This window comes from Promicromonospora sp. AC04 (assembly GCF_003058225.1).
In the GTDB taxonomy this organism is placed as follows: Bacteria; Actinomycetota; Actinomycetes; order Actinomycetales; family Cellulomonadaceae; genus Promicromonospora.
Window position 1 is genome coordinate 48,907 of sequence record NZ_QBUG01000003.1, and the last position, 23,600, is coordinate 72,506.

General features: G+C 72.6%; 18 protein-coding genes. 8 read left to right on the plus strand and 10 right to left on the minus strand.

What is annotated here, in order from left to right:
- Window positions 1-68: 68 nt before the first annotated feature.
- The gene (locus C8K30_RS09380) at window positions 69-2,117 is read right to left on the minus strand and encodes a cytochrome c oxidase assembly protein (protein WP_108492650.1); all 2,049 of its coding nucleotides are present in this window, start codon (window positions 2,115-2,117) and stop codon (window positions 69-71) included.
- Window positions 2,118-2,274: 157 nt separating this feature from the next.
- Between C8K30_RS09380 and C8K30_RS09385 the strand changes: the two genes are divergently transcribed.
- Window positions 2,275-2,556 (plus strand): WhiB family transcriptional regulator, encoded by a 282-nt coding sequence (locus C8K30_RS09385; protein ID WP_369939619.1) that lies wholly within the window; start codon window positions 2,275-2,277, stop codon window positions 2,554-2,556.
- 245 nt (window positions 2,557-2,801) lie between these two features.
- Here C8K30_RS09385 and C8K30_RS09390 read toward each other — a convergent pair whose 3' ends face one another.
- The 3 genes from C8K30_RS09390 to pdhA are packed head-to-tail and all read right to left on the minus strand — an operon-like array spanning window position 2,802 to window position 6,505.
- Window positions 2,802-4,277 (minus strand): dihydrolipoamide acetyltransferase family protein, encoded by a 1,476-nt coding sequence (locus tag C8K30_RS09390; protein ID WP_199230448.1) that lies wholly within the window; start codon window positions 4,275-4,277, stop codon window positions 2,802-2,804.
- A gap of 24 nt (window positions 4,278-4,301) precedes the next feature.
- Window positions 4,302-5,333 (minus strand): alpha-ketoacid dehydrogenase subunit beta, encoded by a 1,032-nt coding sequence (locus tag C8K30_RS09395; RefSeq protein ID WP_108492653.1) that lies wholly within the window; start codon window positions 5,331-5,333, stop codon window positions 4,302-4,304.
- A gap of 5 nt (window positions 5,334-5,338) precedes the next feature.
- Complete coding sequence (pdhA, locus tag C8K30_RS09400; protein ID WP_233257077.1) at window positions 5,339-6,505, minus strand: pyruvate dehydrogenase (acetyl-transferring) E1 component subunit alpha; 1,167 nt, start codon at window positions 6,503-6,505, stop codon at window positions 5,339-5,341.
- 305 nt (window positions 6,506-6,810) lie between these two features.
- Between pdhA and C8K30_RS09405 the strand changes: the two genes are divergently transcribed.
- Complete coding sequence (locus C8K30_RS09405) at window positions 6,811-7,869, plus strand: acetylxylan esterase (protein ID WP_108492654.1); 1,059 nt, start codon at window positions 6,811-6,813, stop codon at window positions 7,867-7,869.
- Window positions 7,870-7,958: 89 nt separating this feature from the next.
- Here the strand turns inward: C8K30_RS09405 and hisC are convergent, their stop codons facing one another.
- The gene (gene hisC, locus C8K30_RS09410; protein ID WP_108492655.1) at window positions 7,959-9,047 is read right to left on the minus strand and encodes a histidinol-phosphate transaminase; all 1,089 of its coding nucleotides are present in this window, start codon (window positions 9,045-9,047) and stop codon (window positions 7,959-7,961) included.
- Between the two features lie 14 nt (window positions 9,048-9,061).
- Between hisC and C8K30_RS09415 the strand changes: the two genes are divergently transcribed.
- On the plus strand, window positions 9,062-9,469 hold the full coding sequence (locus tag C8K30_RS09415) for a phage holin family protein (RefSeq protein ID WP_108492656.1): 408 nt from the start codon (window positions 9,062-9,064) through the stop codon (window positions 9,467-9,469).
- 64 nt (window positions 9,470-9,533) lie between these two features.
- Here the strand turns inward: C8K30_RS09415 and C8K30_RS09420 are convergent, their stop codons facing one another.
- Both C8K30_RS09420 and C8K30_RS09425 read right to left on the minus strand, forming a co-directional pair.
- The gene (locus C8K30_RS09420; protein WP_108492657.1) at window positions 9,534-11,090 is read right to left on the minus strand and encodes a hypothetical protein; all 1,557 of its coding nucleotides are present in this window, start codon (window positions 11,088-11,090) and stop codon (window positions 9,534-9,536) included.
- Window positions 11,087-11,329, minus strand: a complete 243-nt coding sequence (locus tag C8K30_RS09425; RefSeq protein WP_108492658.1) for a hypothetical protein — start codon at window positions 11,327-11,329, stop codon at window positions 11,087-11,089. Before C8K30_RS09425 ends, C8K30_RS09420 begins: the two co-directional genes overlap by 4 nt.
- Window positions 11,330-11,558: 229 nt before the next feature.
- Between C8K30_RS09425 and purB the strand changes: the two genes are divergently transcribed.
- The 4 genes from purB to C8K30_RS09445 all read left to right on the plus strand — a co-directional run bounded on the left by purB (window position 11,559) and on the right by C8K30_RS09445 (window position 16,462).
- Entirely contained in the window at window positions 11,559-13,055 is a 1,497-nt protein-coding gene (gene purB / locus C8K30_RS09430; RefSeq protein WP_108492659.1) for an adenylosuccinate lyase, read from the plus strand.
- A 56-nt stretch (window positions 13,056-13,111) separates the two neighbouring features.
- On the plus strand, window positions 13,112-14,476 hold the full coding sequence (locus tag C8K30_RS09435) for an amidohydrolase (protein WP_108492660.1): 1,365 nt from the start codon (window positions 13,112-13,114) through the stop codon (window positions 14,474-14,476).
- A 181-nt stretch (window positions 14,477-14,657) separates the two neighbouring features.
- The gene (locus C8K30_RS09440; protein WP_199230424.1) at window positions 14,658-16,034 is read left to right on the plus strand and encodes an acetamidase/formamidase family protein; all 1,377 of its coding nucleotides are present in this window, start codon (window positions 14,658-14,660) and stop codon (window positions 16,032-16,034) included.
- A gap of 44 nt (window positions 16,035-16,078) precedes the next feature.
- Window positions 16,079-16,462 carry a hypothetical protein gene (locus C8K30_RS09445; RefSeq protein ID WP_108492661.1) on the plus strand — a complete coding sequence of 128 codons (384 nt, stop codon included), beginning with the start codon at window positions 16,079-16,081 and terminating at the stop codon, window positions 16,460-16,462.
- Between the two features lie 53 nt (window positions 16,463-16,515).
- Here C8K30_RS09445 and C8K30_RS09450 read toward each other — a convergent pair whose 3' ends face one another.
- Together C8K30_RS09450 and C8K30_RS09455 are read right to left on the minus strand one after the other, a co-directional pair.
- Window positions 16,516-18,825, minus strand: coding sequence for a YhgE/Pip domain-containing protein (locus C8K30_RS09450; RefSeq protein ID WP_108492662.1), 2,310 nt, complete (start codon window positions 18,823-18,825; stop codon window positions 16,516-16,518).
- Complete coding sequence (locus C8K30_RS09455) at window positions 18,822-21,653, minus strand: MMPL family transporter (RefSeq protein WP_108492663.1); 2,832 nt, start codon at window positions 21,651-21,653, stop codon at window positions 18,822-18,824. Before C8K30_RS09455 ends, C8K30_RS09450 begins: the two co-directional genes overlap by 4 nt.
- Before the next feature lie 127 nt (window positions 21,654-21,780).
- On the opposite strand from C8K30_RS09455, the gene C8K30_RS09460 reads away from it, so the two are divergent.
- Window positions 21,781-22,476: a TetR/AcrR family transcriptional regulator gene (locus tag C8K30_RS09460; RefSeq protein WP_108492664.1), complete on the plus strand. Its 696-nt coding sequence runs from the start codon at window positions 21,781-21,783 to the stop codon at window positions 22,474-22,476.
- Window positions 22,477-22,530: 54 nt separating this feature from the next.
- Here the strand turns inward: C8K30_RS09460 and C8K30_RS09465 are convergent, their stop codons facing one another.
- Window positions 22,531-23,499, minus strand: a complete 969-nt coding sequence (locus C8K30_RS09465) for a glycoside hydrolase family 6 protein (RefSeq protein ID WP_108492665.1) — start codon at window positions 23,497-23,499, stop codon at window positions 22,531-22,533.
- Window positions 23,500-23,600 lie beyond the last annotated feature (101 nt).

Consider the following 23,600-nt stretch of genomic DNA (forward strand, 5'->3'; position numbering starts at 1 on the left):
CCGGATCGCGGGCAGGACGGATTTTCGGGCGGCTGTGCAGGTCGGTCCGTCCGTGGGCGGCGGCGCCGTCAGCCTTCGCCGCGCTTCGACGCCTGTTCCGCCTTCTGGGCCAGCATCTTGTTGTACGCCTCGAGCTCGGCGTCGCCGTCGCGCTCCGCCTTGCGGTCGTTCCGCTTGGCCTCGCGCGCGTCGGACCGTGTCCAGGAGATCGCGACGCCGATCGCGAGCAGGAGGGTCGGCAGCTCGCCGATGCCCCATGCCACGCCGCCGCCCAGCTGCTGGTCCACGATGGCGCTGGGGCCCCACGTGCGGCCCATGAGCCCGAACCAGTCAGGCACGAGCAGCGCGGTGCCCGAGGTCAGCGTCACGCCGAAGAACGCGTGGAACGCCATGGTGGCGAACAGCAGCACGAGCCGCAGCGGGTACCCGGGGCGGGACGGCCCGGGGTCGACGCCGATCAGCGCATTCGCGAAGAGGTACCCCACCAGCGTGAAGTGGAGGATCATCCACAGATGGCCCGCGTAGGTGGTCAGCGCCAGCTCGAACAGGGGCGTGAAGTAGAAGGCAATCATCCCGCCCGCGAACAGGACCGCGGCCACCACCGGGTTGGCCATGAACCGGCCGAAGGCGGAGTGCACGAGCAGCAGGACCCACTCGCGCGGACCCCGGGAGTCGTCCTTGCGCGCCGGGACGGCCCGCACGAGCAGGGTGACCGGCGCGGCCAGGACGAGGAACAGCGGCACCACCATCGCCAGGATCATGTGCTGCACCATGTGCGCGCTGAACAGGACGTGCCCGTAGGCGGCCGCGCCGCCGTTCGTGGCCCAGAAGAGGACCAGGATGCCGAGGCACCAGGAGATGGTGCGGCCAACGGGCCAGGCGTCCCCCCGACGGCGCAGCCGCAGCGTCCACCGGACGTAGACGAGCACGGCGGCAGCGCACGCGAACGCGGCGATGACGTCCCACTGGAACTCGGTGAGCCAGCGCAGCACCGTGGGCTCGGGCGGCAGCGGGTGGCCGGTGACGATCTCGGCGGGGGTCGCGTCGACTATCTCGTCGTCGGGCACGGGGGGCGCCGTGGAGCCGAGGGCGACCGCCACGCCGGACACCGCGCCCATCACTCCGATCTCCACCGCGGCGAGCCGCCAGAACAGGCCGATCGCCGCGTTCCTGGTGGTGGTCCCGGCGGAGAGGCGGGCGACGACCGTGCTGCGGTGCAGCCAGCCGAGGCTGCCGAGGACTGTCAGCAGCGCGGCCTTGACGACCAGCAGGATCCCGTAGTCGGTGCTCAGCCCGTCGAGCGAGCCGATCCGGATCCATGCGCTGACCAGGCCCGAGACCGCCACGGCGGCGAAGCACCAGAAGGCGATCTCGGAGTACCGCCGGATCACGTCGGCGGTCGCGGCGTACCGCAGGCCGACGAAGACGATCGCGGCCAGCCCGCCGACCCAGAGCGCCGCGCCGCCCAGGTGCAGGAACAGGGCGGAGACCGCTAGGTCGTGGCTGGAGGCGCCGGCGGCGTGGCCGGTCGAGGACTGCGTGCCGAGGGCGACCAGCGGCAGGGCCGTCGCGCACAGGGCGCCCACCGGACCGCGCACCAGGAGCGCGACGGCGGCCGTCAGGGCGGCCACGATCACCGTCCCCAGATACGTGCGGCCCGCGGGGATGGTCGAGATGTACTCCATCAGCGCCGGCCCGAACGTCGGCGCGTCCAGGGGCAGGTAGGTGGACCACGAGAAGCGCAGGACGAGCTGCACGAGCGCCGCCAGGGTCCACGCCCCTGCCGAGACGCCTGCGACCCCGAGCGCCCGGTCGACCAGCGGCCCGCGCGGCAGGACGCAGGCCGCCAGCACGAGCGAGCCCAGGGTCACCGCCACGGCCAGCTCGGTGGTCACCGTCGCGACGGGTACGCCCCAGCGCACGAGGATGCCCGGGTCGGTGAAGTTCGCGAACGCGGTGAACGCACCGGAGAACGCGCCGGCCGCGAAGAGAGCCGCCAGAGCCACGAGAGCCGCGGCGGGCAGCGCCGCGACGAGCCACGAGGGGCTCGCTGGGCCGCTCGCGGGGCTCTTCCGGGCAGTTCTGCTGGCCGCGTTCTGGGCGTCGGTCGGTGTCACCGGTCCAGCCTAGGCGCGCTCCGCCGCGGTTCTGACCGGCGGCTGATGTCCGGTTGACCACGCCGTGGGCGTCCGGGCCCGGCCGGTTTCGAAGAAGTTCAGGAAAAACTGGGAGGGGTTATGCACCAAACCCAACCCTTTAGCCCTCTTCTGCGTTGTGACCAGTGTGGACCTCGCGTACATCATCACCGAGACCGACGACTCCGTACCGTGCTCGGAACAGCCCGAGCTCTGGTTCGCGGAGCATCCTGCGGACCTTGAAGAGGCTAAGCGCGCGTGCGCCGACTGCCCGCTCAAGGCGCAGTGCCTCGCAGGTGCCCTCGCCCGCCGCGAGCCGTGGGGCGTCTGGGGCGGGGAGATCGTCGTGGACGGCACCGTGCGGAGCCGCAAGCGTCGTCGCGGCCGGCCGCGGTCGATCGGGGGCATGCGCGTGGCGTGACGGCCACGCGACCTGACGAACGTTGTCCGAGGCACGGCGGCCGAGTCCAGCCGCCGTGAGATGCCGGAGCAGTGCGCCCGTCCGTACCGCGGATCTCCCAGACCGATCCGGACGAGGCGCACTGCTTCGGTCGTTCCAGGCCTTTGATCGTTCCACGTCTCGGACCTTCTACGCAGCAGACCCCCAGGTCAGTCGGTGACCTGGGGGTCTGCTGCGTTGTGCGGGGTCATGCGGGTCCGGCTCGGTCAGCTCCACACCAGGCCGCGCGCCGGCTCCTCGAGCACGCGCGCGACGTCGGACAGGAACCGCGCGCCCAGCTCGCCGTCGGCCAGCCGGTGGTCGAAGCTGAAGCTCAGCGTCGTGACCCAGCGCGGCTTGACCTTGCCCTTGTGCACCCAGGGCTGCTCACGGATCGCGCCGAAGGCGAGGATCCCCGCCTCCCCCGGGTTCAGGATCGGCGTACCGGTGTCGATGCCGAAGACGCCCAGGTTGGTGATCGTGATGGTGCCGTCGGACATGTCCGTGACCGACGTGCGCCCGGCCCGCGCGGTCGCCGTCAGCCCCGCGAGGGCTTTGGCGATGCCGAGCAGGTCGAGCGTGTGCGCGTCCTTGATGTTCGGCACCACGAGGCCGCGCGGGGTCGCCGCGGCGATCCCCAGGTTCACGTAGTGCTTGTAGATGATCTCCTGCGCCGCGTCGTCCCAGGAGGCGTTGATCTGCGGGTGCCGCTTCACCGCGAGCAGCACCGCCTTGGCCGCGATGAGCAGCGGCGTCACCTTGACGTCGGTGAAGTCGCGGTCCTCCTTGAGGTTCGCGACCAGCTTCATCGACTTCGTGACGTCGACGGTGTGCAGGACCGTCACGTGCGGCGCGGTGAACGCGCTGGCCACCATGGCCTCGGCGGTGCGCTTGCGCACCGACCGCACCGGGACGCGTGTCTGCCGCCCGTCCGGTGAGACGACGCCGGAGGCGAGCCACGGCTCGTCGTCCGGGTAGCTCGTCAGCTTCTGCACCGACGAGCGCTCGGCGTGGGCGACCACGTCCTCGCGCGTCACGATGCCGCCGGGACCCGACGCGTGCACACCCGCCAGGTCCACCCCCAGGTCCTTGGCCAGCTTGCGGACGGGCGGCTTCGCGAGCACGCGGGCCCGCGCGGCCGTCGTCGTGCCGGCGTCCGACGGCGGGGCCGCCACCGGGGCCGGGGCCGGCGCCGGAGCGGCTGCCACGGGGGCGGGTGCCGGGGCGGTGGCCGCGGGTGCCGGGGTCGCGACCGGCTGGGCCGCCGGGGCGGGCCCTGTTGCCTGGTGCCGCCGGCGCCGGCCGCTCGCCTTGGCCTCAGCCGTGCCGTAGCCGACGAGCACCGACCCGGAGCCCTCGTCCTGAGCGCCCTCGGCGGCAGGAGCGCCACCGGGACCAGCGCCCGGGGCAGCCCCCGATGCGGTGCCGTTCGAGGTCGACCCGGCGGGGGTACCGCCGCCGTCGGACACCGTGATCTCGATGATGGGGGTGCCGACGTCGACGGTGGTGCCCGACTCGACGAGGAGGGCGGACACGGTCCCGGCCCAGGGCGACGGCAGGTCGACGAGCGACTTCGCCGTCTCGATCTCGACGATCGTCTGGTTCACCTCGACCGTGTCGCCGACGGCGACCCGCCACTCCACGATCTCGGCCTCGATGAGCCCCTCACCGACGTCGGGGAGCGGGAACCTCTGGTTGTTCAAGGTCACTCTCGGTTCACTCCTGGGTCAGTGCGCGAAGGCGCGGTCGACGGCGTCGAGCACACGGTCCACGCTCGGCAGGTACTCGTGCTCGTGCTTCGCCACCGGGTACGGGGTGTGGAAGCCGCCCACGCGGAGCACGGGCGCCTCGAGCGCGTAGAAGCACTCCTCGGTGACCCGGGCCGCGATCTCGGCGCCGGCACCGAAGAACACGGGGGCCTCGTGGATCACCACGCAGCGCCCGGTCTTGCGGACGCTCGCCACCACTGCCGCGGTGTCGATCGGCGAGATGGCACGCAGGTCGAGCACCTCGGCCGAGCGGCCCTCGGCCGCGAGCGCGTCGGCGGTCTTGAGCGCGGTCTCGACGGAGGGACCGTAGGCGACGAGCGTGACGTCGGTGCCGGTCCGGACCACCTTGGCCGCGTTGAGCGTGGCCGACGCGACGGGCGTGCCGAGGTCGACGGCGCCCTTCGCCCAGTAGCGGCCCTTGGGCTCGAAGAACAGCACGGGGTCCGGGGAGGCGATGGCCTCCTGGATCATCGTGTAGGCGTCCTGCGGGTTGCTCGGGGAGACCACGCGGAGGCCGGCGGTGTGCGCGAACAGCGCCTCCGGGCTCTCGCTGTGGTGCTCGACCGCGCCGATGCCGCCGCCGTACGGGATGCGGATCACGACGGGCATCGACACCGCGCCGCGCGTGCGGTTGTGGATCTTCGCGAGCTGCGTGGTGATCTGGTTGAACGCCGGGAACACGAACCCGTCGAACTGGATCTCGCAGACCGGGCGGTAGCCGCGCATGGCCAGGCCGATGGCGGTGCCGACGATGCCGGACTCCGCCAGCGGCGTGTCCACCACCCGCTGCTCGCCGAACTCCGCCTGCAGGCCGTCGGTCACGCGGAAGACGCCGCCGAGCGGGCCGATGTCCTCGCCCATGAGCATGACCTTGTCGTCGCGCCGCATGGCGGCGCGCAGGCCTTCGTTCACGGCCTTGCTCAGCGAGAGGGTCGTGGTGCCCGACGCCGGGTCGGGGGCGCCGGACGTGGTGTGGGTACGTTCCGCCATGGTTGTCATCGTGCGCCTCCCTGGGCCGTGTCCGCGATCGCGTACTGCGGGGTCGGCGGGTCGCCGGCCTCGTATGCCTCGTACCAGGCCCGTTCCGCGGCGACCACGCCGTGCGGGGTGGCGTAGACGTCGTCGAACGTCGAGACGGGCACGCCGCCGTCGAGCGCGCGGACGCCGGAGCGCAGGTGGGCGCCGAGCTCGGCCTCTGCCTCCTTGACCTGGGCCTCGAAGTCCTCGTCGAGCTCGCCCTCGGCGCGGAGCAGGGCGGCGAGGCGATCGATCGGGTCTCGACGACGCCACTCCTCGTCCTGCTCGGTGGTGCGGTAGCGGGTCGGGTCGTCGGTCGTCGTGTGGGCGCCCATGCGGTACGTGAACGCCTCGATGAAGCTCGGGCCCTCGCCCATGCGGGCGCGCTCGAGCGCCTCCTGCGTCGCGGCGTACACGGCCAGCACGTCGTTGCCGTCGACCCGCAGGCTGGGCATGCCGAACGCCGCGCCCCGCTGGTAGAGCGGGGTCTTCGACTGCTTGGCGGTGGGCTCGGAGATCGCCCACTGGTTGTTCTGCAGGAAGAACACGACGGGCGCGTCGTTCACCGCGGCGAACACCATCGACTCGTTGACGTCGCCCTGCGAGGTCGCGCCGTCACCGAAGTAGGTGATCACGGCGGTGCCGTCGTGCTTGTCGTGGGGGGTGCCGTCGCGCTGGACGCCCATGGCGTAGCCGGCGGCGTGCAGCGTGTGCGCGCCGATGACCACGGTGTAGACGTTCGCGTTGTGCTCGTTCGGGTCCCACCCGCCATGGTCCGAACCGCGGAAGAACCGCAGCCGGTCGACAGGGTCCACCCCGCGGACCTGCAGCACGCCGTGCTCCCGGTACGACGGGAAGACGAAGTCCTGCGGCCGCAGCGCGTACGCGCTGCCGACCTGCGCGGCCTCCTGGCCACGAGCCGGCGCGTACAGGGCGAGCTCACCCTGCCGCTGGAGCGACGTCGCCTCTTCGTCGAAGCGGCGAGTCAGGACCATGTCGCGATACATGCCGCGGAGGTCTTCCGCGGTCAGAGCTGCGGCGCGGTCGCGATAACCCTTGGTACCGCGTGTCGTGACGCGGTTCCCTAGGGGGTCGAGTAGCTGCAACGTCGGGATCGCCTCGTTGGAGCCGTTGGTCGTAGTCACGCTCTCCTCCTTCAACTGCGGACGCGAGCGCCCGCTGTTGCGGAGACGCCCGGCCCGTTCCGGGGACCTTTCCATCTTGGCACGGGTCCAGCCGGAAATTTGGCCGATCCGCAACCTACGCTCTCGTAGCCTACGCAAGCGTAGGCTACGGGTCCGTAGGTAGGTCTGCCGCGATGTCACCCAATCTCTCGGGGGACCGTTTGTCGGAATCCACCAACGCCCGCGACGGAGTCTCGGCCAGTCCGCCCCGGCACCCGCCGCGCGGCGTCCGGGTCTCGGTCGGGCCTGCCGCCGATACTGGTCCGGTGCCCCTGCCTGAGCCGTACGACAGCTGGTTCCCCGACGCGCCGATCGACGGCACCTATGGGTACGACCGGGACGCGCTGCTCGCCGTCGAGCCCGTCCCGCCGCCGCCCGGCTTCGCCGACCTGTGGCACGGCTGGTTCGCGGCCTCCCGGACGGTGCGTCCCGAACCGCGGCTGACGTCGCTCGACCGGCAGGGCGCGCACGACCTCTACGAGGTGGAGCACACGGGCGCCGGCGGGCTGCGGCTGCGCGGCTGGCTCGCCCTCCCGTCCGACGGCGCGGCCCGGGTCGGCGTCGTGCGCAGCCACGGGTACGGCGGCCGGGACGAGCCGGGCTTCGACCGCGTGCCCGACGACGCCGCCGTCGTCTTTCCCGTCGCGCGCGGGCTCGGGGCGCTCAACGTCGGCGTCGGCGCCCCGGACACGGCGGCCGAGCACGTGGTGCACGGCATCGGCTCGGTGGAGACGTACGCGCTGGGCCGCTGCGCCGTCGACCTGTGGCACGCGGCCGACGCCCTCGTCGAGGTCGCCGGCGACCTGCCGCTCTACTACGTGGGCGAGAGCTTCGGCGGGATCGGGGCGCTGGCCGTGCCGTGGGACCGACGGTTCGTCGGCGCGACCTTCGTGGTGCCCAGCTTCGGGCAGTACGACGTGCGGCTCGGCGTGGAGTGCACGGGCAGCGGCGAGGCCGTGCGCCGGTACGTCGCGGAGCACCCCGAGGCCAGGGACGTGCTGCGCTACTTCGACACGTCGACGGCGGCCGGGTACCTCCGCATCCCCGTGCGCTGCGAGTGCGCGCTCTGGGACACGGCGGTGCCGCCGCCCGGGCAGTTCGCCGTGGCGAACGCGGTGGCTGTTTCGGCACGGGCCGGTTCGTCCGGAGCAGGGGTGGCCGGGGCTGCTTCGTCCGGAGCGGGCGCATCCGGGTACGGGGTCGGCGCCACGCTGGAGCTGCAGGACCTGCCGGCCGGGCACGCGGAGTACCCGGGCAAGGACGACGACAACGCTCGGGCCGCCGCGGCGACCCGGGCGCACATCGCGCGCTGCCTGGAGCGCTGACCAGCGCGCGGCCGGGATGCGGCCGGGATCAGGCCGCGCTGATCAGCTGAGCTGCCGGTGGCTCGACCAGGTGATCGGGTGACCGAATCTCAGCGCCAGGCCGAGGCGACCGCCAGGAACGCGTCGTTCGCCTCGGGGTCGCCGATGCTCACGCGGATGCCGTCACCGGCGAACGGGCGCACCAGGACGCCGGCCGTCTTCGCGGCGGCGGCGCGCTCCGTCGTCGCCTCCCCCAGGCCGAACCAGACGAAGTTCGCCTGCGTCTCCGGGAGATCCCAGCCCTGGTCGCGCAGGGCGCCGGTGACCCGGGTGCGCTCCGCGACCAGTGCCTCCACGCGTGCCATGAGCTCGTCCTGCGCCGTGGGCGCCAGCGACGCCAGAGCGGCGACCTGCGCCACGTGCGAGACGCCGAACGGCGTGGACACCGCGCGGACGCCCGCGGCCAGGCGCGGTTCGGCGACCGCGTAGCCGACCCGCAGCCCGGCCAGCCCGTACGCCTTGGACAGGGTGCGCAGCAGCACCACGTTCGCGTGCCGCCGCAGCAGGTCGACGCCGTCGGGCACCCGGGGGTCGCGGACGAACTCGAGGTATGCCTCGTCCACCACGACGAGCACGTCCTTGGGCACTGCCGCGAGGAACGTCTCGAGCTCGTCGGCGTGTACCGCGGGGCCTGTCGGGTTGTTCGGCGTGCAGACCAGCACCACGCGGGTGGCGGGCGTGACGGCGGCCGCCATCGCCGGCAGGTCGAGCCGGCCCGTGTGCTCCTGGACCGGTACCGTTACCGCCTTGCCGCCGGCCACCGCCACCGCTATCGGGTACGCCTCGAAGGACCGCCACGGGAACACGACCTCGTCCCCGTGCTCGACGACCGCCTGCAGCACGTGCGCCAGCACCGCCACCGAACCGTTGCCGACCACCACGTTCTCCGGCGCCACCCCGGTGTGCGCGGCGAGCGTCTCGACGAGCTCACTCGCGTACATGTCCGGATACCGGTTGACCTCGGTCGCAGCCCGCGCTATCGCGTCCAGCACGGACGGCAGCGGCGGATAAGGGTTCTCGTTCGACGACAGCTTCCAGGCTTGTGCGCCGGCGGCGACCCGCGCCCCCGGAACGTAGGCGGGGAGTGCCGACACGGCGGCGCGGAGCGGTACGAATGCGTCTTCCACGAGGGTCAGCATGCCACGATGACTGGATGAAGCTTGTGGTTCGCATCCTCATCACCGCACTCGCGATCGGGCTGTCGGCCCTGATCCTCGGCTCCCACATGGACGTCGTGAGCAACGGCACCGCGCTCGGCACGACTCTCGCCGTGCTGGTGGTGGCTGTCGTCTACGGCCTGGTCCACATGATCGTGAAGCCGATCGTCCAGCTCATCTCGCTCCCGCTCTACATCCTGACGCTCGGCCTGGTGGGACTGTTGATCAACGCGCTGATGCTGTGGATCACCACGCTCATCACGAACCAGACCTGGTTCTCCGACACCCCCAACTGGGGTCTGGAGGTGAACGGCGGCTTCTGGTGGTACCTGCTGGCGGCGCTCGTGATCTCGCTCGTGCAGACCATCCTGCTGGCGCTGCTGCCCCAGAGGGTCTCGGACTGAGCCCGATCGCGGGCTGAGGCCCGGCCCGAACCCGATCGCGGGCTGAGGCCGGGCCCGAACCCGGTCACGGGCCGGCCCGTTCGGCCCGGTAGAACACGGTGCTCGCGGCCTTCCCGTCCAGCCGCGACCCGATCCGGTCGGCCACCTCGGTCACCCGCGGGTCGCCCGACCCGATCGCGAGGTCCAGCGTGCGGACGTGTGTGGTGAGCGAGTGCGCCAGCGACACGTTCTCCGACGCCGTGCGGTCGCCCGCGTAGGTCGAGTCCCGCAGCGACCGGACCACCGTGACGCGGTCGCGGGTGCGCGGGTTCTCCGCCGCGGACCGGCCGTCGGTGTGCGCGACCACCTCCTCCGGCGTCTCCAGGTGCAGCACCGGGACGCCGGGCGGCGTGGCGAGCAGGCCCGTCGGCGACCCGGCAGTGACCAGCCCGCCCACCCGGTAGCGCTCCGCGAAGCCCGCCCGCGACACCAGGGCGGCGGCCGCGATCCCGCCCAGGCTGTGCCCGACGATGGTGACGGGCTCGTCGGGCCCGCCGCCGGAGTCCGCGAGCGCACGCTCGATCGCCTCCGTCCCGCCGTCTGCCTGGCCCGCGACCAGCTCGAGGTCGGTCCGGCCGTCCAAGGGATGGTCCGCGGGCAGCGCCGACTGGGTACCGGGGACCAGCACGGTCCAGGACACCGCGCCGTCGGCTCCGGTCACCCGCTGGACCGCGATGGTGGCCTCGGGTGCGCCACCCTTGCCGGGGTACAGGTCGTCGATCCTTGCCAGTGCCTCCTGCACGGACCACGCTCCCGTATCGGACCATGCCGGGACGGCGCCGTACGCGAAGTCCTCGGGGCCGAGGCGCGTGACCCGGAGCCCGCTGTCGTCGTTCCCGAGCACCGGGGTCTCGCGGGCGACGTGCGCGAGCACACCGGCTCCTCCGGCAACGCCCGGGCGGCCGTTGCCGAGCCCGGGCTGGGCCAGCCCGATGCCGCTCCCCAGGCCGGCGAACGCCTCGTCCGAGAACGGGGCCAGGCCGCGCGTCGCGTAGGCCCCCACCCGCCTGGTGACCGCCGCCGACGCGCCGCCGGTGAGCACTCCACCGGCCAGGCGCACGGCCACCTCCGCACCGCCCGCGACACCGGCCCCCACGAGGCCTGCCCAGCCCAGGCTGCCGAACGCCGCCCCGACGCCGAACGTCCCTGCGGTGACGAGCGCGCCGATCGCCCGCTCCGCGGTCGACTCCGCCTCCTCGTACAGGCCGGCGGCTCGCAGCAGGCGCCAGCCCAGCAGGTCGCACAGGTCGGCGTGGGCAGCGAGGTTTCGCGCCGCCTCGTGCGCGGCCTCCTCCAGCGCCCGGGCCGCCGGGGCGAGCAGGGCACCGGCCCAGCCGAGGCCGCCGTCCGGCAGCCAGGACGTTCCGGCGGCTCCGGCGATCCCGGGCAGGACGACGTCCCCGCTCGCCGCCAGGACCTGCGCCGCGGCAGCGCGCAGGTCGTCGGCGGCGCCCGCCACCCGGGCGGCCGCACGGCGCACCGAGTCCGACTCGACAGCGGTGGCCCCTGCTCCCCCGAACACCGTGACGGTGTCCGCCGGGGCACGCGGGCCGTCCGGCGGCGTGATCCCGAACGGCGTCATCGCGGTAGGCCCGCAACACGGATGAGATCGGCCCGCCGCATCGCCTCCTTCAGCAGCAACAGGTCCTGCGCGACGGCGAGCGCCGCCTCCGCCACCTCCTCTCGGTACAGCCGAGCCGCGGGTGCCTCCCAGTCCACCTCGACGGCGGCCTGCAGCTGGTTCACTGCCCGGATCAGGAGCTCCACCGCCGCCGCGAACGCGGCCGTCGGGTCCCCTGGCGGCACACGTGTGCCGTTCATGGGGTCTTCCTCACTGCTCGTTCGGCTGTGTCCATCTCTCGCGTTCCTCTCCCCTGTCCCTCGTTCCCACGACGCTAGACATGGACCGGGCACCACCGTCGGCCACGAATGCCCGCCTGTGCACAAGTCGTCGAGAAGGCCGGCTGTGGTCGGGCTCGCACCCGCGGAATGGCGTCGCAAGGGTCTGTGCCGTTTCTCGACGAATCTTCGACGGGACTCCCGTGGGAGAATGGAGCACGTGCCTGAGACCACCGCCCCTGCTGCCAGCTCTGCCGGCTCCGTCACCCGCGTCGCACTCGCGGAGGTGAGCCCGGCCATCGCGCTCGGCCCGCTGGACGGCCGGTACCGCAAGGCCGTCGCCCCACTCGTGGACCACCTGAGCGAGGCCGCGCTGAACCGTGAGCGCATCCACGTCGAGGTGGAGTGGCTCATCACGCTGTGCAACGGCGCGCCCGGCATCGAGGCGCCAGTGGTCCCCGGCGCCCCCACTCTGTCGCCGCAGGAGATCGACTACCTCCGCGCGATCCCCGCGACGTTCGGCGCGGACGAGATCGCCGAGCTGGCCGAGATCGAGCGCGAGACCGTGCACGACGTCAAGGCAGTCGAGTACTTCATCAAGCGCCGCATCGCCGCCGCCCCTGAGGCCCTGGGCACTACCAGCCTTCCCGCGGCGAGCGAGCTGGTGCACTTCGCCTGCACCAGCGAGGACATCAACAACCTGTCGTACGCGCTGATGGTGCGGGGTGCGGTCCGCGACGTCTGGCTCCCGGCCGCGACCGCCGTCGTCGACCAGCTCGCCGGCATGGCGCGCGAGCACGCCGCGGCGCCGCTGCTCAGCCGCACGCACGGCCAGCCCGCGACGCCGTCGACCCTGGGCAAGGAGCTCGCGGTGCTGGCGCACCGCCTGCGGCGTCAGCTCCGGCGCGTCGAGGGAGCCGAGTTCCTGGGCAAGCTGAACGGCGCCACCGGCACCTACGGCGCGCACACGGTCGCCGTCCCCGGGGCCGACTGGCCCGCGGTCTCGAAGGCATTCGTCGAGGGTCTCGGGCTGGACTGGAACCCGCTGACCACGCAGATCGAGTCGCACGACTGGCAGGCCGAGGTCTACGCCGACATCGCCCGCTTCAACCGGATCCTGCACAACCTCGCGACGGACGTGTGGACCTACATCTCGCTCGGCTTCTTCACGCAGATCCCGGTCGAGGGCGCCACCGGCTCGTCCACGATGCCGCACAAGGTGAACCCCATCCGGTTCGAGAACGCCGAGGCCAACCTCGAGATCTCGTGCTCGCTCCTGGACACGCTCTCGGCGACGCTCGTCACCAGCCGCCTGCAGCGCGACCTCACCGACTCGACGACGCAGCGGAACATCGGCCCGGCGTTCGGGCACAGCCTGCTCGCGATCGACAACGTGGCGCGCGGCCTGGACCGGCTCGCCGTGAACGAGACCCTGCTGCGCGAGGACCTCGACGCCAACTGGGAGGTGCTGGGCGAGCCCGTCCAGTCCGCGATGCGCGCGGCGTCCGTCGCGGGCGTGCCCGGCATGGAGAACCCGTACGAGCGCCTCAAGGACCTTACGCGCGGCCAGCGGGTGGACGGCGCGCGCATGCGCGAGTTCGTCGCGGGCCTCGGTCTGCCCGACGACGTCGCCGCTCGCCTCGCGGCCCTGACCCCCGCGACCTACACGGGGCTGGCCGAGCAGCTGGTGAAGGACTACCTGGACTGACGCCCGGATATCTGCCACCCACCCGGCCCCAGGGCGCGGGCGCACTACTCCATACGATGGAGCGCATGAATCGCTCCGCCCCGCCCAGCACCGCGTACCTCGACCATCTGGTCGCCGAGACCGAGGGCCGGCGGAAAGCCGTGGCCGGGCCGGCATCCGCGGCTGACGGCGGGAGCGCTTCGGCGGACGCCGGCGGGGCGCCCGCCGCGCTGCACTCCGCCGTCGAGCGAGCGGCGGAACGGCTCGAACCCGAGCTCGCGGAGATCGTCCGGCGGCTGCACGAGCACCCCGAGCCTGCGTTCGAGGAGCACCGCAGCGCCGCGACGCTGGTCGAGGTGCTCGCGCGGCACGGCGTCGAGGCGGAGCTGGGCGTCCACGGGGTGCCGACCGCGTTCCAGGCAGAGGTCGGCGACCCCGCCGGGCCCACCATCGCGATCTGCGCGGAGTACGACGCGCTGCCCGGCATCGGCCACGCCTGCGGCCACAACGTCATCGCGGCGGCCGGCGTCGGCGCGTTCCTCGCCCTGCACCAGGTCATGACCTCCGGCGCCGCCCCCGCGGGCCGCGTCGTCCTGCTCGGCACACCCGCCGAGGAAGGGCACACCGGCAAGGAGGTCCTCGCCCGCAACGGGGCGCTCGAGGGCATCGACGCGGCGATCATGGTGCACCCGTACGGGCTCGACGTCGCCGACCAGGTCTGGCTCGGCCGCCGTCTCCTGACCTGGACGTTCACCGGGCGACCGGCGCACGCCTCCGCCCAGCCGTACATGGGCCGCAACGCCCTGGACGCAGCCAGCCTGGCCTACCAGGGCATCGGCCTGCTGCGGCAGCAGATGCCGCCGGTCGACCGCGTGCACGCGACGATCGCCGAGGGCGGCACGCGGCCGAGCATCATCACGGAGCGCGCCGTCGTGCACCTGTACGCGCGGTCCAAGTACGCGGACACGCTGCGCGACCTCTCGCGCCGCCTCGACGACATCGCGCAGGGCGCGGCCCTCATGACCGGCACCGACGTCGAGATCGCCTGGGACGACGGCGCCCACCCGAGCCTCCCGGTACGCACCAACCGGACGCTCACCGACCGGTGGGTCCTGGCCCAGCGCCGACGTGGCCGCGACCCGCTGCCCGCCGGAGTGCTCTCGGAGACGCTCGCGGCGTCCACCGACTTCGGCAACATCTCGTTCCGCATCCCCGGCATCCATCCGTTGGTGCAGGTGTCGGACCCGGACGTCGCGCTGCACACCGCGGAGTTCGCGGCAGCCGCGGCGACGCCCGCGGCGGTGTCCGCCGCCGTCGACGGCGCGGCCGGGCTCGCGGCGACGGCCCTGGACTACCTGTACGACGCCGGGCTGCGCGCCGCCGTCCATGAGGAGTTCGCCGCGGAGGGCGGCGCGGTCGACGTGGTGCGCTACTTCGACTGAAGGACGGCGGTCGAGCTCGTCGAGACCCGTCCGCCGTCGGGCCGCAGCGCCCGCGCTGTGCCCAACGATCCGGACACCGTAACGGCGGGCACACACGGGTGAAATATCCAGTTCCTAGCGTCGGGGCCGTGCGGTGCCCGACCGCGCGCGATCTCGAACGTCATCGAAGGAGCGTGGACCCGTGACTCTTCCCGGACACCGAACCGGACGCGCGACGACAGCGGCCCTGGTCTCAGCACTGGGCCGACGCCGGTTCCTGCAGGCGGCGCTCGGCGTGGGGGCGGGGTCGGCGCTGGCGGCCGGGTCCGCGGTTCCTGCCGCGGGCGCGGCGTCGGCCGCGGCCCGGGGAGCCGGAGCCACGCGCGGCTCCGGGAGGTTCTCCGGCGTCCTGCAGCCCGGCCGCGGACGGATCCCGGGCGACGTCTACCTGGGCTCGGACGTCGACGACGTCCTGTGGGGGTACGTCCCGTCCGTGCACGCCGACGCCGTAGCGCGGGTGCGCTCGGGGCAGACCGTCACCATCGACTCCGTGTCCCACGAGGGCATCCTCGAGGACCAGGGCCGCGACCCGGTCGCCTGGTTCGCCGAGCACGGCGTCCGACGCCGAGAGGTGCTCGACGACGCCGCCGCGATCGCCGCCGGGTACTCCCGGACGGCGCGGAACTTCGACGTCGACGGTCCGCACGTCGTGACCGGTCCCGTGTTCGTGGAGGGCGCCGAACCCGGCGACGTGCTGAAGATCGAGACGCTCGAAGCCACGCCGCGTGTGCCGTACGGCGTCGTCTCGTCGCGGCACGGCAAGGGCTCGCTGGCCGTCACGGCCACCGGCGCCCCCGCGGGGATCACGCTCGGCGAGGTGATGCCACCCGTCGAGACCGACGGCCGCGAGTCCGGCGTCCCGACCGAGTACGGGAATGTGTCCGTGTTCGCCGAGGTACGGGGCGACCACGCGACGCTGGGTTCCGGCCGGGGCCGGGTGCGGTTCCCGCTGCGGACGTTCTTCGGGATGATGGGCGTCGCCTTCGCCGAGACGACCAACCTGACCGCGCCCGAGGCCAACTCGATCCCGCCGACGCTGGGCGGCGGCAACATCGACATCAGCCACCTGGGCGCAGGTTCCACCTTCTACCTTCCGGTCAGCGCCGAGGGCGCGCTCTTCTACGTCGGGGACCCGCACATGGCGATGGGCGACGGCGAGGTCGCGCTCACCGCGATGGAGGGCTCGCTGCGCGGGACCTTCCGGCTCACCGTCTGCAAGCCCGGCTCCGGGGACGCGCCGTCGGTCGCGTACTCGTACCCATTCGCCGAGACCAGGGACGCATGGATCCCGATCGGGCTGTCCGACCCGGACGGATCGGTGGACGGGCAGCTCAGCGATCTTGATGTCGCGATGCGCCGGGCCGTTGTCAACGCGCTCGACTTTCTCCAGCACGACCACGGCCTGGACCGGGCGGTCGCCTACGCCTACCTGTCGGCGGCGGCCGACTTCGCCATCTCGCAGGTCGTCGACCGGACGGTCGGCGTGCACGGCCTGATCCGGAAGTCCGACCTGGGCTGAGAAAGAGCGGGCCCCGAGGCGGCCGGCGACCTTATGGTCGGGCCATGACGATGCCAGAGATCGCCCCGGTCGACACCTGGCTCGCCGTCACGCGGGAGGACGGCGAGACCGTTGGCTACCTCGAACCCGTGACCGACGACTACGCCGACGTGATCCCGCGCAACCGCCTCGGCCACGCCGTCGGCGATGTGCACGACTATCACGCGGCCGAGGAGCTCGTGCTCGATCGCGGCCTGCGCGAGCTCGCGGAGCACTGGCTGCTCGACGGCGAGGGCGCCGAGCTCACGGTCATCGAGCTCTCCCCGGCAGGCATCGTGCTGCGCGACGCGTTCCTGTCCAAGGCTCTGGCCCCCACGAAGCGGGTGGACGTCCCGTGGCCGGACACGGCGGGACGCCTGCGCCGGGTCCGGCCTGACCAGGCCATGTGAGATCGGTCCGCCGCCCGCCGATCCCAACGGCTTCGTCCGGGCTGCGGCCTGGGTCAGGCGGTGCGGAGGAGCTCCGCTACCCGGACGGTGCGTTGGCGTGCCACCGTGATCGTCGTGATGGCCAGGCCCGCGATGCTCCACAGTGCGAGCGCGGCGATCGCCATCCCGACGCCGCCCGTGCCGGGCTCGATGAGCCGCACGAGGCCGACGAGGCTCGGACCCACCGGGAGGAACCCGGCCAGGCCTTCCAGCACAGTCGGCACCGTCGACACCACGCCCGTCGCGATGACGAGCACCGCCACCAGCAGGCTGATTCCCCGGCCGACGTGCCCGAGCGCGGCGGCCAGCGCCTGGTTGACCGCGACGAAGGCGACCGAGACCAGCGCGCCGAAGGCCATGGTCGCCGCCCAGCCTCCGGCGTCGAGGCCCTCGACACCGGCCAGGACCGCACCCGTGGCGAGACCGGTGACCAGGCCGATCGCGGCCGGGACGGCGAACGTCCCGAGCACGAGCCTGAGCGCCCCGCGCGTCGACCCGCGAGCGTGCAGCGGCACCGGCGAGAACACGATCATCACCGCGAGCGCGCCGAGCCAGAGCGCCAGCACCGCGAACATCGGGCCCGTCGTGCCGGTGTTGAGGTCGGTGACGTCGCCGTCCGTCGCGACCGGGTCGGCCACGACGGAGGCCAGGGACTGCCGCTCCTGCTCCGTGTACGTCGGGATCTCCTTGGTGGCCTGGCCCAGTCCGTCGGAGAGGTCGGTCGCACCGCCGGCCAGCTCGCCGACGCCGTCGGCCAGGCCGTCCACGCCGGTGGCGAGCTGGCTCGCACCGGTCTCCAGCCGGCCCGCGCCGGCAGCGAGCTCTGTCGCACCTGAGGCGATGCCACCGGCACCGCCGGAGAGCTCACGAGCGCCGGACGCGAGACCGGAGGCGCCGCCCGCAAGCTGCGCCGACCCGTCAGCCAGGCCGGAAGCGCCGGACGCAACCTGTGTCGCACCGTCCTCGAGCTGGCCGAGCCCGGAGGACAGCTGCCGGCTGCCCGTCGAGAGCTTTTTCGCACCACTCGAGAGTCCATCGGCGCCACCGGCAAGCTTGTCCGCACCCGCCGAGAGCTCGGAAGCTCCCGCAGCGAGGCCGTAGAGGCTCTTGTCGCTGTTCTTGTCAGACATCGCATTGAGGCCGTACTCGACGGTGCCGGCATCAACCGGGAGGTCGCTGTGCTCGGCCATCGCGGCACACAGGTCCGGGACCTGGATCGCCAGCGCCGGGTTCGCGCAGACCTTTGCCGCCTCGGTGAACAGGGCAACGGCCCCCTTCGATGCGTCGGCCGCGCTACCGGCAAGCCGCTGTGCACCGTCAGCGGCAGTCGTCGCGCCCGCCGCAAGCTTGCTGGACCCAGTGGCAAGACCGGCAGCTCCGCTGGAGAGCTCGGAGACCCCATCGGCGAGCTGCCCGGCGCCGTCGGCCAGTCCCGCAGCACCGTCAGCGCTCTGCCCGACGCCTTCGGCGACCTGATCGGCGCCGTCCGCGAGTCCCGAGGCACCCGAGGCCAGCCCCGCGACGCCGGTCGACACCTGGTCGGCGCCCGCTGCCCACTCGTCCGCGCCCGACGCCCACTGCCCAACGCCGCCGGCCAGGCCGGTCACGCCGTCGCCGATCCCGGCAACGCCATCAGAGGTCTGGTACGCGCCGTCGGCCAGCTCCTGCGCGCCCTTGCCCGCCTCGGTGGCGCCGTCGGCGAGCTGGTCTGCGCCGTCGGCGGCCTTGCCCAGCTCCTCCGACAGCGTGGAGAAGCCCACGAGCACGTTGTCCACGTAGGTCTCGGTGAGGGTGCTGCCGAGCACGCCGGTGGCGGTCTGGGCGACGATCTGCGCGAGGGCGTCGTCGAGCACACGACCGTCGGGGGCCGTGGCCACGTCGATCGTCGCCTGCTCCGCCTTCTCCGGGTCGTCGCCGCTGAACGACGTCGCCGCCGCCGAGAAGCCCTCCGGGATGGTGATGACTGCCGCGTAGGTGCCGTCGGCCAGGCCGTCGGCCGCGCTCGACGCGTCGGAGATCTCCCAGTCGTAGCTCGCGTCGGACGCCGGGACGGCTGCCGCCTCACCGGCCTCGGCGTCGGCCGTCTCGCCGCCGCTCACGAGGCCCGCCGCGAGCTGGCGGCCGAGCGGCACGGTCTGGCCGTCGATCTCCACCGGCTCGTCGAGGTTCACGATCGCGGCCTTGACGGTGTCGAGCCGGTCCTGCGGGTTCCACAAGGCCGAGATGAGCAGCCCCAGGATCATCAGGGGCAGGAGCGCCACCGCAACGGCGCGCCACGGGTTACGGAAAGGTTCGGGCCGGAGCCACCTCGTTGCGGAAGTCATGCCCGCACCTCCTGCTCGATCACTTCAGTGTTCTGGTCAAGGTGGGCGCCACCCGTGGATCTCTCGCCGGCGCCCGGCGTCACGTCCAGCACCGGTGTGCCGGACGGCGCCAGGTCGGTCGCGGCCGAGCCCGTCGAGCCGAGCAGCACCGCGATGCCGGCCGTCTGTGCGCCGGCGACGGCCTGCGCGAGCTCGGCCCGCGCCGCCAGGTCGCCCACCGTCTCGGTGGCGTCCACCACGAGCACGCTCGGCCTGTCGCTCAAGGCCCGGCGGACCGCCTCGGCGGGATGCCCGCCCTCGGCCGCCGAGTCGACCACCGCCACCTTGTGCCGCACGGACGACGCGCGCTCGGGCAGCACCAGCCCGGCGGTCTTCGCCACGCCGCCCGTCACCTTGAGCCGCCCGGCGACGGCCAGCAGGAACGCGCTGACCGGTGCCGTGGCGTCGCCGCGGACGAGCAGCGTGCCGCCGTCGGGCACCCGGACGCTCACCGGGCCGACGATCAGGCCGGACCGGCCGCTCACCTCCAGGTCTCCGGCTGCCACCGCGTCGGTCGCCCCCGGCTCGGGCCAGTCCGCGAGCGACAGCTCGCGGGTCAGACCCTCGCCCTCGACGTCGAACGAGGGCAGCAGCGCATCGAGCCACTTCGGCATGTACCAGGCCTTCTCGCCCAGCAGCGCTAGCACCGCCGGGACAAAGATCATGCGCACCACGAACGCGTCCACGGCCACACCCACGGCGAGGCCGAGCGCGATCGGCTTGAGGTTCATGTCGCCGTGCGGCACGAACGCCACGAAGACCGCGATCATGATGATGGCCGCGGCGGTGACCACCTTGGCGGACCCCTGGAACCCGGTGGTGATTGCATGCTTGGCGCTGCCGCCGTGCACGTAGTCCTCGCGCATACGGGACACCAGGAACACCTCGTAGTCCATCGCGAGGCCGAACAGGATTCCCATCAGCACGATCGGCATGAAGCTGATGACCGGCCCCGTGCGGGTCACATTGAGCGCCTCGGCGAAGACGCCGTGCTCGAACACCAGTGAGACCACGCCGAACGCCGCGCCGACGGAGAACAGGTAGCCCACCGTTGCCTTGATCGGCACCGCGATCGAGCGGAACACCATGGTCAGCAGGATCAGCGACAGGCCAACGACAACCAGGGCGAACGGCAGCAGCGCGGCACCGAGCTTGTCCGACACGTCGATGCCGACGGCGGTGAAGCCGGTGACGGAGAGGTCCACGCCGTACTCGTCGAGGAAGTGGTCGTGCTGCGCGCGGATCTCGCGCACCAGGTCCTCGGTCTGGGCGGACGTCGGGCCGCCCTCGGGGACCACCTGGATGATGCCGGTGTCCGCTGTCGGGTTCGGCGTCGCGAGCGGTACGTCGGCCACGCCCGGCAGGTCCGCGATCTCGGCACCGATCTGGTCCATGAGCGCCACCGGGTCGGTGCTGGTCACGATGGACCCGGTAACGATCAGCGGCCCGTTGAAGCCGTCCCCGAAGTGCTCCGAGACGAGGTCGTACGTGACACGCGCGGGGTCCTCCTTCGCCATCACTCCGGCGTCGGGGAGCGCGAGGCGCAGGTCGAGCGCTGGGTAGCTCAGCGCACCCATGGCGGCGATGACCAGCACGACGGTCAGTGCCGGGACCTTGGTCACCACCCGCACCCACCTGGCGAAGAACCGGTTCGGCTTCTGCTCGGGCGAGGCCACGGCGGCGGCCCGCGAGCGGGTCACCTCGGGGTCCTCGCCGGCGGCCGCAGCGGCAACCTCGGCCGCCGCGCGCCGGGCCTTGCGCGACGGCTTGGGCCGCAGCCGCTCCCCCGCGAACCCGAGCAGCGCGGGCAGCAGGGTGAGCGACACCAGCACGGTGACACCCACCGTCACGGCCGCGGCGACGCCCATGATCGTGAGGAACGGGATCCCGGCCACGCCGAGCCCGACCAGCGCGATCATCACGGTGAGACCCGCAAAGACGACGGCGGAGCCGGCAGTTGCGGTCGCCCGCGCGATCGACTCGTTCACGGCGAGGCCCTTGCCGAGCTGTTCTCGGTGCCGGGACACGATGAACAGGGCGTAGTCGATACCGACCGCCAGGCCGAGCATCACCGCCAGCATCGGCGTCGTCGAGTTGACCGGGCCGAGCGCGGTGGCGGCGAAGAGCAGCCCCATCGACGCACCGACGCCGAGCAGCGCGTTGAGCAGCGGCAGGCCCGCGGCCACGAGGGAACCGAGGGTCAGGACCAGCACCACGAGCGCGACCAGCAGGCCGACGCCCTCGGTGAGCGTCATCTCGGGGAACTTCGAGGAGAAGAGCTGGCCGCCCAGGTGCGCCTCGGCACCGGCGGGCAGTGCCTGCGCGAGCGCGTCGGTCTCGACGCCCAGCGCGTCCTTGGTCTCGTCGGTGATGGACCCCTGGTCACCGTCGAGCTGGATCGTGAGGAGCGTGGCGCGCTCGTCGTCGGACACCGAGGCCGGCATCTGCTCGTCGTACGGCGAGGTGACCACCTCGACCTGCGAGACGTCGCCGAGCGCCTCGACGCCGTCGGTGATGGCCGAGCGCATCGGCTCGTCCTTGATGGACCCGCCCTCGGGCGCGACCACTATCACCTGCGCCGAAGCGCCACTGACCTGCGGGAATGTCGCCGCCAGGCGATCAAGCGCCTCCTGGGACTCGGTGCCGGGGATGGACACCTGGTTGTCGAGACCTTGCTGCAGCAGGCCGGCCGCACCGCCAACGAGGACGAGCGCCACGATCCAGCCGGCCACGACGAGCCGGCGGGCACGGACGGCCCAGCGGCCGAGCGAGTAGAGAACGGAGGACACGCACACTCCTGGACGAGGCGGGGTACGACGACGGGACGTTCGATGCACCACTGTATCCGATACGCTGGTGCATCCAATACAGGCCTGCATTGATAGACTTGGCCTCTTGACCGCCCAAGGAGTTTCCGTGACCACTGAGCCCGCCACCGACGTCGGCTCCAGGTCGTCCGTCGAGCGTGCGCTCACCACGGCCCTGACCCCGCGCCGCGAAAAGACCCGCGAGCGCCTGCTCGACGCCGCGTTCACCGTCTTCGCGCACCACGGCATCCATGGCGCGTCCATCGAGGCCGTCTGCGAGGCCGCCGGGTTCACCCGCGGTGCCTTCTACTCGAACTTCAGCAGCAAGGAGGAGCTGTTTCTCGCGCTCGCTGAACGCGCGATGCGCCGGCAGCTCGCCTCGCTGGAGTCCATCGGCGAGGAGCTGGAGCCGGACCTCGTCCAGGACGGCGCCGTGGACTATGAGGCGATCCGCAGCGTCCTCTCCGTGGTGATCACGGATCCTGGGGACGCCCGGCAGTGGGCGCTGATGCGCGCCGAGCTGGAGCTCCTCGCGATGCGTGACCCCGCCGTCGGCCGGCCGTTCCTCGCCCAGGAGGAGACGCTCCGCGCCGAGCTCGGCGCCGCGATCCGCCGGATCCTCGCCAGCTGCGGCCTGCAGTTCGCCGTTGACGAGCGCACCGCGGTCGACCTGTTGCTCTCTGTCTACGAGTCGTCGGCCCGGGCCGCCGTGGTCGCGAAACCCACGCCGGAGGACGGCGATGCCTCGCCGGACACCGCCGTCCTGAGCCGGCTGATCAAGCTCCTGATGATCCCGGTCGACTGACGCGGCGCGGCCCCGCTCCGGCTCGGCCCACCCGGTCAGGTCACCGACCTCGAGTCACCAGCTCGCGTTGGCCGCCAGCTCCAGCGCGATCTCCTGCCACCACGCGCCCGCCGCGGGGCCGCCGTTGCACGCGCCGTCAGACTCGCCGGGCAGCTTGACCCACAGCAGCGCGTCGAGCGACGTCGCGTCGTCCACGAACCGCGGCCGCTCGCCCAGCGCACGACCGCGCGGGTTGCACCACTCGCCGTTGGACCCGTTGCCGTTGCGGGACGTGTCGATCACGTACGGACGTCCGCCCACCTGTGCCGACACCTGCTCCGCGTAGGCCTGCGTGTCCGCCGTCGTCTGGTAGTTCGACGTGTTGAGCGCGAACCCGACGGCGTCCGAGAAGCCGATCAGCTGCAGCCGCCGCGCGGCCTCGCTCGCGCTGAGCCACCCCGAGTGCCCGGCGTCGACGTAGACGCGCGCGCCGGCGTCGGTCAGCGAAGCCGCCGCGTACCGCAGGTATCCGACGCGGTCGCCCTGGCCGTCGCAGTCGCCGAGCTGGGCCAGCGCGTCCGGTTCGAGGATCACCGTCGGGCTGCCCACGATGCCCGACGCCACCGTGTCCACCCACCGCGCGTACTCGCTCTCGGGAACGCCGCCGCCGGAATGGTTGCCGCAGTCGCGGCCCGGGATCGCGTACACCGTCAGGACGCCGGCCTGTCCCGCGGCGGCCGCGCGGCCCGTGTAGTCGGCGACCTGCTGCCGGGTCTGCTCGGCATCCGCCCAGTCGCCCACCCAGTACGCCTGCGGCGTCAGGGCGATCTTCGCCAGCAGGTCCTTGTCAGCGCCGCTCGCGGCCTCCCAGGCGGCGTACGCCTGAGTGGTGGGGTCGATGTACAGGGCCGACGCCGCGGGCGCCGCCTCCAGGCTGGTCACTCCTGCCGTGGCGCTCTGCGACACCGCGACGGCGCCGGTGGTCATGAGTGCGAGGGCTGCGGCCAGGGCCGCCGTTCGGGTACGACGTCGTACGCGAGGCATGGCGCTCTCCGTTCAGTCGGGTTCACCTCGCCCGGACCGGCCGAGGTGTACTCGCGTGACGCTAGAAAACACGCCGGTGCCGGGGAACCGAGCGAATCGTT

Excerpts from the sequence above, each read along its gene's own strand:
- C8K30_RS09395 (WP_108492653.1), bottom strand. The coding sequence starts at position 5,333 with ATGGCGGAACGTACCCACACCACGTCCGGCGCCCCCGACCCGGCGTCG.
- hisC (WP_108492655.1), bottom strand. The coding sequence starts at position 9,047 with ATGCTGACCCTCGTGGAAGACGCATTCGTACCGCTCCGCGCCGCCGTG.
- C8K30_RS09415 (WP_108492656.1), top strand. The coding sequence starts at position 9,062 with ATGAAGCTTGTGGTTCGCATCCTCATCACCGCACTCGCGATCGGGCTG.
- C8K30_RS09420 (WP_108492657.1), bottom strand. The coding sequence starts at position 11,090 with ATGACGCCGTTCGGGATCACGCCGCCGGACGGCCCGCGTGCCCCGGCG.
- C8K30_RS09425 (WP_108492658.1), bottom strand. The coding sequence starts at position 11,329 with ATGAACGGCACACGTGTGCCGCCAGGGGACCCGACGGCCGCGTTCGCG.
- purB (WP_108492659.1), top strand. The coding sequence starts at position 11,559 with ATGGAGCACGTGCCTGAGACCACCGCCCCTGCTGCCAGCTCTGCCGGC.
- C8K30_RS09435 (WP_108492660.1), top strand. The coding sequence starts at position 13,112 with ATGGAGCGCATGAATCGCTCCGCCCCGCCCAGCACCGCGTACCTCGAC.
- C8K30_RS09445 (WP_108492661.1), top strand. The coding sequence starts at position 16,079 with ATGACGATGCCAGAGATCGCCCCGGTCGACACCTGGCTCGCCGTCACG.
- C8K30_RS09450 (WP_108492662.1), bottom strand. The coding sequence starts at position 18,825 with ATGACTTCCGCAACGAGGTGGCTCCGGCCCGAACCTTTCCGTAACCCG.
- C8K30_RS09465 (WP_108492665.1), bottom strand. The coding sequence starts at position 23,499 with ATGCCTCGCGTACGACGTCGTACCCGAACGGCGGCCCTGGCCGCAGCC.